This window comes from Mycobacterium sp. (genome assembly GCF_035506235.1).
GTDB lineage: Bacteria > Actinomycetota > Actinomycetes > Mycobacteriales > Mycobacteriaceae > Mycobacterium.
Genome location: NZ_DATJPU010000059.1, coordinates 1 through 7,202 on the forward strand (window position 1 = coordinate 1; position 7,202 = coordinate 7,202).

7 protein-coding genes are annotated in these 7,202 nt (G+C 69.5%); 6 read left to right on the top strand and 1 reads right to left on the bottom strand.

What is annotated here, in order from left to right; genetic code table 11:
* Positions 1 to 834 (bottom strand): LLM class flavin-dependent oxidoreductase (locus VMD50_RS06115; RefSeq protein ID WP_325425866.1); only part of this gene is annotated, 834 nt, incomplete at its 3' end.
* Between the two features lie 71 nt (positions 835 to 905).
* Here VMD50_RS06115 and VMD50_RS06120 point away from each other — a divergent pair.
* From VMD50_RS06120 to VMD50_RS06145, 6 genes are all read left to right on the top strand, one after another.
* Positions 906 to 1,973 carry an acyl-CoA dehydrogenase family protein gene (locus tag VMD50_RS06120; protein ID WP_325425868.1) on the top strand — a complete coding sequence of 356 codons (1,068 nt, stop codon included), beginning with the start codon at positions 906 to 908 and terminating at the stop codon, positions 1,971 to 1,973.
* Positions 1,970 to 3,067: an acyl-CoA dehydrogenase family protein gene (locus tag VMD50_RS06125; protein WP_325425870.1), complete on the top strand. Its 1,098-nt coding sequence runs from the start codon at positions 1,970 to 1,972 to the stop codon at positions 3,065 to 3,067. The genes VMD50_RS06120 and VMD50_RS06125 overlap by 4 nt, the downstream gene beginning before the upstream one ends.
* Before the next feature lie 2 nt (positions 3,068 to 3,069).
* A complete protein-coding gene (locus tag VMD50_RS06130) occupies positions 3,070 to 4,218 on the top strand; it encodes an acyl-CoA dehydrogenase family protein (protein WP_325425872.1) in 1,149 nt (382 codons plus the stop codon).
* On the top strand, positions 4,215 to 5,150 hold the full coding sequence (locus VMD50_RS06135) for an acyl-CoA dehydrogenase family protein (RefSeq protein WP_325425874.1): 936 nt from the start codon (positions 4,215 to 4,217) through the stop codon (positions 5,148 to 5,150). The genes VMD50_RS06130 and VMD50_RS06135 overlap by 4 nt, the downstream gene beginning before the upstream one ends.
* Complete coding sequence (locus VMD50_RS06140) at positions 5,147 to 6,646, top strand: class I adenylate-forming enzyme family protein (RefSeq protein ID WP_325425876.1); 1,500 nt, start codon at positions 5,147 to 5,149, stop codon at positions 6,644 to 6,646. Before VMD50_RS06135 ends, VMD50_RS06140 begins: the two co-directional genes overlap by 4 nt.
* Positions 6,647 to 6,926: 280 nt before the next feature.
* A partial coding sequence (locus VMD50_RS06145; RefSeq protein ID WP_325425878.1) for a DUF222 domain-containing protein occupies positions 6,927 to 7,202 on the top strand: 276 nt, incomplete at its 3' end.

A 7,202-nucleotide genomic window follows, 5' to 3' on the forward strand; every position in this document is an offset into this window, starting at 1 on the left:
CTTGATCACCGATTCGCCGAAGTCGTGCAGCGAATCCGGGACGGCGAAATCGGCGAACCACACGTAGAACCGCTCGACGCCCTGGGCGGCCAGGCCGGTGAAATGCCCGATCAACTCGCCGGCGTCCCCGCAGACCAGCCCCGAGCCCAGGTTGCCGAATCGCCGGGTGCTCACCTCGCGCACCTTGTCCGGATCGCTGCCGGCCCGGACGAAACCCACCATCTGCTGGACCGACACCCGGGCCCTCCCCGCGGCGGGGGCCAGCTCGGGCAACTTGTCCAGGTGGTTGGCCGGCACATTCCACCAATCCGCGTACTTGCGAACGAGTTCCATCATCCGGGGCCCGGTGCCGCCCAGCACCAGCGGTATCGGGTGGGTTCTGCGCGGCGCCTGCGCGGCCTCGCCCTCGGCGTCGCCCCAGTACTGCCTGATCAGCTCGAGGTGGCGCCCGAGCTGCTCGACCCTGGCCTTCGGATCCTGCAGGCCCACACCGAATCTGGCAAGCTCGGCGGGCCACGACCCCGCGCCGAGGCCGAGCTCGAATCTGCCGTTCGACGCGTCCGAGAGGGTGACGGCCTGCTTGGCGAGCACGGCGGGGTGCCGGAAGGCGTCGCACAGCACCAGGTGGCCGATCCGTAGCCGGTCCGTCCTGGCTGCCACCCAGGTGGCGATGCCCATTGCCTCCCAGATGTTTTCGTCGGCCAGCCCCGGCGCCTCGAGGTGATCGATGAACGCCATCCCGTCAAAGCCGCCGGCCTCGGCATGGCGTGCCCGCTCCGCGATGTCGGCCGCCGACAACCGCACCTGCGGCAGGAACAGATACCACTCGACCATGGGCCACACCTATGCTCGCACCGATTGCAACAAAGCCGCTAGTTTACTATTTTTATTATGTTAGGGGTCTTATGGATGTCGGACTGAGTTCGGAGCAGCTGTCGCTGCGCGACACCGTGCGCGGCATCCTGCGCACCGAGTGTCCCCCCGACGCCGCCCGCCAGGCCCTGACGGATCCCGAACGCTGGCGCGCCCTGTGGAAGACGGTGGTCGACCTGGGCTGGACGGAACTCGCGGCACCCTCGGAGGAAGGGGCGGGCGACTACGGACCTGTCGAGACCGCGGTGGTCCTCGAGGAATGCGGCGCCGCCATCGCGCCGATCCCGATGCTCAGCAGCGTGGGCCTGGCGGCGGGCGCCCTGCGGTCCAGCGGCCTCGACTCGGTGCTCGCCGACATCGCCGGCGGTGTCGTCGCCACCCTGGCGGTCCACGCGAAAGGATCTCGGCTACCCGGCGCACCGATGGCGTTGCGCGGCGGTCGCCTGCGCGGACGGGCGGTCGCGGTCCCCAACCTGACCCGCGCCGAACTCATCGTCACGCTGGCCCGGGCCGATAACGGTGTCTTAGCGGCGGTCGCGCGCTGCGGTGACGGGGTGACCGTGCTGGCGGGCGAGTCGACCGACCCCGCACAACCGGTGGCCGACGTCGAGATCGACGCCGAGCCGTTGGCCACCGCGCCCGTCCAGCTCGAAGCGGCGCTCGCCGCGCCGCTGGTGGCCGCCGCCGCCGACCTGGTTGGCGTGGCGAGCGGAGCCCTGCGCCGCGCGGTCGAGCACGCCAAGGCGCGCCGGCAGTTCGGCACGCCGATCGGTGCCTTCCAGGGCATCAAACACGCGCTGGCCGACAACCACGTCGCCGTCGAACGCGCGCGCAGCCTCACCTACGCGGCCGCGGCCCGACTAGCCGATCCTGATGCCGAGGCTGCCTGGACCGCCGCGGCCCTCGCCAAAGCGGCGGCCGGCGACGCGGCGGTCGGTTGCGCGCGGACCGCGGTGCAGGTGCACGGCGCCCTCGGTCAGACGTGGGAGCACGACATCCACCTGTACGTCCGGCACGCCTGGCAGGGCGCGGCGCTGCTGGGCGACAGCCGCGCGCTCTATCACGAGGTGGGTCGCCGGTTCGCGGGAGGCGCGGGATGAGCGGCGTGCTCGAGGAGTTCGGCGCGTGGCTGACGGAGTTCCTGCCGAAGGACTACTACGAGCGGTATCGCGAGTACCGCTGGGACCTGACGCTGCGGCGCGACTACCAGCGCGCGGCGTTCGAGGCCGGGTGGCTCCAGCCGACCTGGCCGCGCGAGCACGGTGGCCGGTCGCTGGGCCTGCGCGACGCGATGGAGGTCCGGATCGAGGGCGCGCTGCGATCCGCGCCCAAGCTGCCCAATATTCAGGGTCCCGGCGTTGCCGCGCCCGGCATCCGTCAGTTCGGCACACCAGCCCAAATCGACCGGCTGCTGGTTCCCCTGCTGCGCGGCGACGAATGGTGGGCGCTGGGCATGTCCGAGCCGGAGGCCGGATCCGATTTCGCCGGCCTGCGCACGCGGGCCGAGCGCGACGGCCACGTCTTCCGCGTCAACGGCCACAAGATATGGACCACCCAGGCCCACCTGTCCCGGTGGTGCACCCTGTATGCCCGCACCGATCCCGATGCGCCGAAACATCGCGGCATTTCCTGCCTGATCCTCGACCTGCACGCGCCCGGGGTGCGGGTCGACCCCATCCGGATGGCGTCGATTTCCGACGAGACATTCTGCGAGGTCTTCCTCGACGACGTCGAGGTGCCGGCCGAAAACCTCCTCGGGCCGCTGCATGGCGGCTGGAACGTCGCGCTGTCGTCGCTGCACCACGAACGCCAGATGATCTGGATCATGAACTGGGTCGAGATCAAGCGCGGACTGGACGCGGTGCGCCGGGCGCGGCCGACCGATGACATCTGCGCCGAGCTCGGCTCGCTGCTCGCCGACGCCGAGGCGCTGCGGGCCACCGGATATCGCGCCCTGGGCAACGAGCTGGCCGGCCGACCCAGCCCGGAGGCCGACATCCTGAAGCTGCTCGGATCGGTTACCCTGCAAAGGGTTTGGGAACTCGCCGCCGTCACCAAGGGACAGGACTCGGTGAGTGACCCGGATTTGCTGTTCGAACGCCAGGACGCGCTCGCCGCGACCATTTACGGCGGAACGTCGGAAGTGCAGCGCAACATCATCGCCGAGCGGCTGCTCGGGCTGCCGAAGGGATGACGATGGATTACGACCTCGGCGAGGACGCCGCCCAGCTGCGAAACCACCTGCGCGAGTTGGTGTCCAACCACATCCCAGCCGACTTCCTGGGCGCCTGCACCGAAAACCCGCAAGACCTCGCCACCACCGAGACGTTCTGCAAGCTGCTGGCCTCCGAGGGCCTACTGGCGCTGGCGTGGCCGAAAGAGCATGGCGGCGGCGGTGGTTCGGTCTGGCAGCAGACGGTGTTGCGCGAGGAGATGTGGGCGCAGCACGAGCCCCGCGGTCCCCAGTACATGGGGATCAACTGGGTCGGTCCGGCCCTGATGCGTTACGGCACGGCCGAACAGAAGGCCAAGCATCTGGCGGCCATCGCGTCCGGGGACGTGATCTGGTGCCAGGGCTTTTCCGAGCCGGAGGCCGGAACCGATCTCGCGTCGCTGCGCACCCGCGCGGTGCCGGACGGTGACGGTTGGCGCATCACCGGCCAAAAGGTGTGGACGTCGTACGCGCTGATGGCATCCTGGTGCGTGCTGGCCGCGTGCACCGAGCCCGACGCTCCAAAACCGAAGCGGCTCACACTGTTTCTGATCCCGATGGACCGGCCCGGCTTCACCGTCCGGCCGATCGGGTCGATGCTGGGACCTCATCACCTCAACGAGATGTTCCTCGACGACGTGCCGGCCTTCGCCGGCGACATCCTCGGCGAGGTCGGCGACGGCTGGCGGGTGATGCGGGAGGCGCTGGCGTTCGAGCGGGTCGGCATCGCGCGCTACGCGCGGTGCGAGTCGCTGCTGGACCGGATGCGCAGACAGCTCGGCGACGCCTGGGACGAGCTGCCCGAATCGATTCGCGCCCGCTGGGTCCGGGCGCTCGCAGACCTTCGGGTGGCCCGACTGCTGGCGTACCGGGCCATCTCGCTGCAGGACGACCCGTCGGCCGGGGCGGCGGCCAGCGCCGCGCGCATCGCCACCACCACCTGCGATCAGCAGGTCGCCGAGCTGCTCTTCGACGTGCTGGGTCCCGCTGCGCTCGACAGCGGCACGTCGGCCCCCCTGCACGGGGCCATCGAGGACCACTGGCGCTACGCACAGGCCGCGACCGTGGCATCGGGCACGATCGAGGTGCAGCGAATGCTGGTGGCACGCGACGTTTTGGGAGAACACCGGTGAAAACCGAACTACCACAGGATATCGGCGACTTCGCTGCGGTCGCGGCCAAGCGGCTCACCCGGCTGGGCGGGCCCCCGGCGGCGCTGCGCGCCGAGGCCGACGACGGCGTGCGGGGCGCCGCGCGCACGGCGCTGAGTGATCTCGGCGCGTTCGAGCTCGACGTCCGTTCGGCCAACGATGACCTGTTGGCCGCCGCCGTGCTCTGCCAGGCCGCCGGCGCGACAGCCCTGCCCTATCCCGTCGTCGAAGAACTGCTGGCGATCGACGGCGCCCGACTGGCCCTCATCGACCCCGAGGCGCCGCGCATCGACCACGGCGACCTGCCGGGTGATTGGATCGCCGCCGACGTGGACGGCACCCGCTATCAGCCGCGGCCCGCGTCGCGGACCACCGCCAAGCTGGGCCCGTTTCTGGTGCCGGCCACGTTGAGCGCACCCGACGGAACCGTTCCGGCCGGCGACGTTAACCTTCATCTCGTGCTGGGATCATGGCGGATTCTGGGAGCCCTGCAGCAAGCGCTGCACATCGTGACCGACCACGTGCGTGCCCGGGTTCAATTCGGCAAGCCGCTGGCGGACTTCCAGGCCGTCAGGTTCGCGGTCGCGGACGCCGCCGTCGGGGTGCGCGGCCTGTACGAACTCGCGAAGTACACCGTCTGCCGGCCCGAATCGCTTCCGGTACAGGTGCATACGGCCGACGCGCTTGTTCTCCGGTACAAGGCCGCCGACACCGCGCGACAGGTGCTGCGCACCTCTCACCAGCTGCTCGGCGCCCTGGGTTTCTGCGACGAGTCCGACGTCAGCGTGCTCGACCGGCACACCCAGCCGTTGATCAGGCTGCCGCTGAGCGCCGAGGCGCTGGCCCTGCGGCTCATACCCGACGTCCGCGACGGTCACCTGGAGACGCTGTTCAGCGGGCCGGTATCGGCATGACAACCGAGCCGCTCGCGTCTTCGGCGACCCCCAACCCGCTGGAAGACGGCGTCCCGTTCGGAACCAAACTGCAGCAGCTGGCGGAGGAACGGCGCGACGACATGGCGGCGACGGTCGTCGCGCTCGACGGCACCGCGGAGTCGCTGACGTTCGGCGAGCTAGACGCCTGCGCCAACCAGTGGGGACGGGCGCTGGCCGCCAGCGGTGCCGGCCTGGGTTCGCTTGTGGCACTGGGAATCCCGAATTCCGTCCACCTGGTGCTCGCGGCGCTGGGGTGCTGGAAGATCGGCGCGGTTCCGGTCCCCATGCATTGGGATCTGCCTGAGTGGGAGCGGGACCGGGTGCGCGACGTGATCGACCCCGCCGTCGTCATCGACGAGACGACCCGGTGGGAACTGGAGGCGTGCGCCGCCGCCGAGTCCGCCAGCCCGCTGCCCGCGGTCGTTTCCCCGCACGCCAACGGAATCTGTAGCAGCGGATCGACCGGCGTGCCCAAGGTGATCCTCAGCCTGGCGCCGTCGGTGTGGACGCCCCAGCACGGCGAGCCGTTCCTGTCGAACTGGACACGGGTCGCCCAGCCGCAGACCATCATGGTGCCCGCGCCGATGTATCACACCAACGGCTTCGCCACCTTCTTCTTCCTGCTGGCCGGTGACCACCTCGTGATACTCGAGAAGTTCGACGCGGCACTGGTTTTGGACGTGATCGAACGCTTCCGGATTACCAACTTCACGGCCACGCCGACGATGCTGGCGCGCATCGCGGCCAGGCCCGACGTCCGGCAGCGCGACCTGTCCAGCGTCGTCTTCATCCTGCAGGGCGCCGCGGTGATGCCGCCGTCGCTCATGCACACCTGGTTCGAGCTGCTGAGCCCCGAGCAGATCGTGACGGCCTACGGCATGACCGAGAACCTGGGGCTCACCGCGTTGCGCGGCGACGAGTGGCTCGCCCATCCGGGCAGTGTCGGCCGCGGCTTCCGGGACACCGAGATCCGGATCCTGGACGCCGGGCGGACACCCCTTGGTCCCGGCGAACACGGCGAGATCTACCTGCGCGCGCCGATGGCCGCGGGATCGCGCTATCTGGGCGGGGCGCCGCCGCTGCCGTCGACCGACGACGGGTTCCGTTCCGCCGGCGACATCGGGTACCTCGACGAGGACGGCTACCTCTACATCGTCGACCGCCGCGTCGACATGATCGTCACCGGCGGCGCCAATGTCTTTCCGGCGGAGGTGGAATCGGCTTTGGCCGGCCATCCCGGCATCGCCGACGTCGTGGTCATCGGGCTCGCCGACCCGCAGTGGGGCCGCCGCGTACACGCCGTGATCCAGCCCGCGGACGGCGCGCCGCTGACCGACGGGCAGGTGATCGAGTACGCCAAGACCCGGCTCGCCCACTACAAGGCGCCCAAGACCGTCGAATTCGTCGACGCCATCCCGCGCACGGCGGCCACCAAGGTCAATCGGTCCGCGATGATCGAGGCCCGGGGCGGTTAGCGACCGCCGGCGGCTCCTGCCTGGGAAGCTTCAGTCCCACTAGATCGAAGATGACAAGAACAGCCCCCAAATGAATCGCGCACCGTAATGTTCTCCATTCCACGAGAATTCGTATTCCTCGTATGCAGGGTTGAGGTTGGTGTGGTAACCCCGAAACCTAGAGCCACGCCACGTGCGCGTCGCTCATTTCACCCCGCGACACGCCAAGCACGGTCTACCGCAACGAAATCCGCCCCTGAACAGCAGAAAAGCGCCCACGAAAACACGTGGAGCGCCACACATGTTCGAATCGAAGCAATCGTCGCCGGCCGTGATCGCGCGGTTCGACGACATGATTGAGCGGTGCTATTCGTCCACGACGGCGGAGTCGGCGGCCCTACTGGACGGGATTGGTGCGTCCGCGCGCGCCGAAAACCGGCAGGCGGCCGCCCAGCTGGAGCTGATCGGGCGCTTGTTTCGTTACCGACTCTCGCGGTGTTCGGACAACGAGGACTGTGCCATCGACACGATGGAGGCGGTGGCCGCGGAGATCGCCGCCCACCTGCGGATCAGCCAG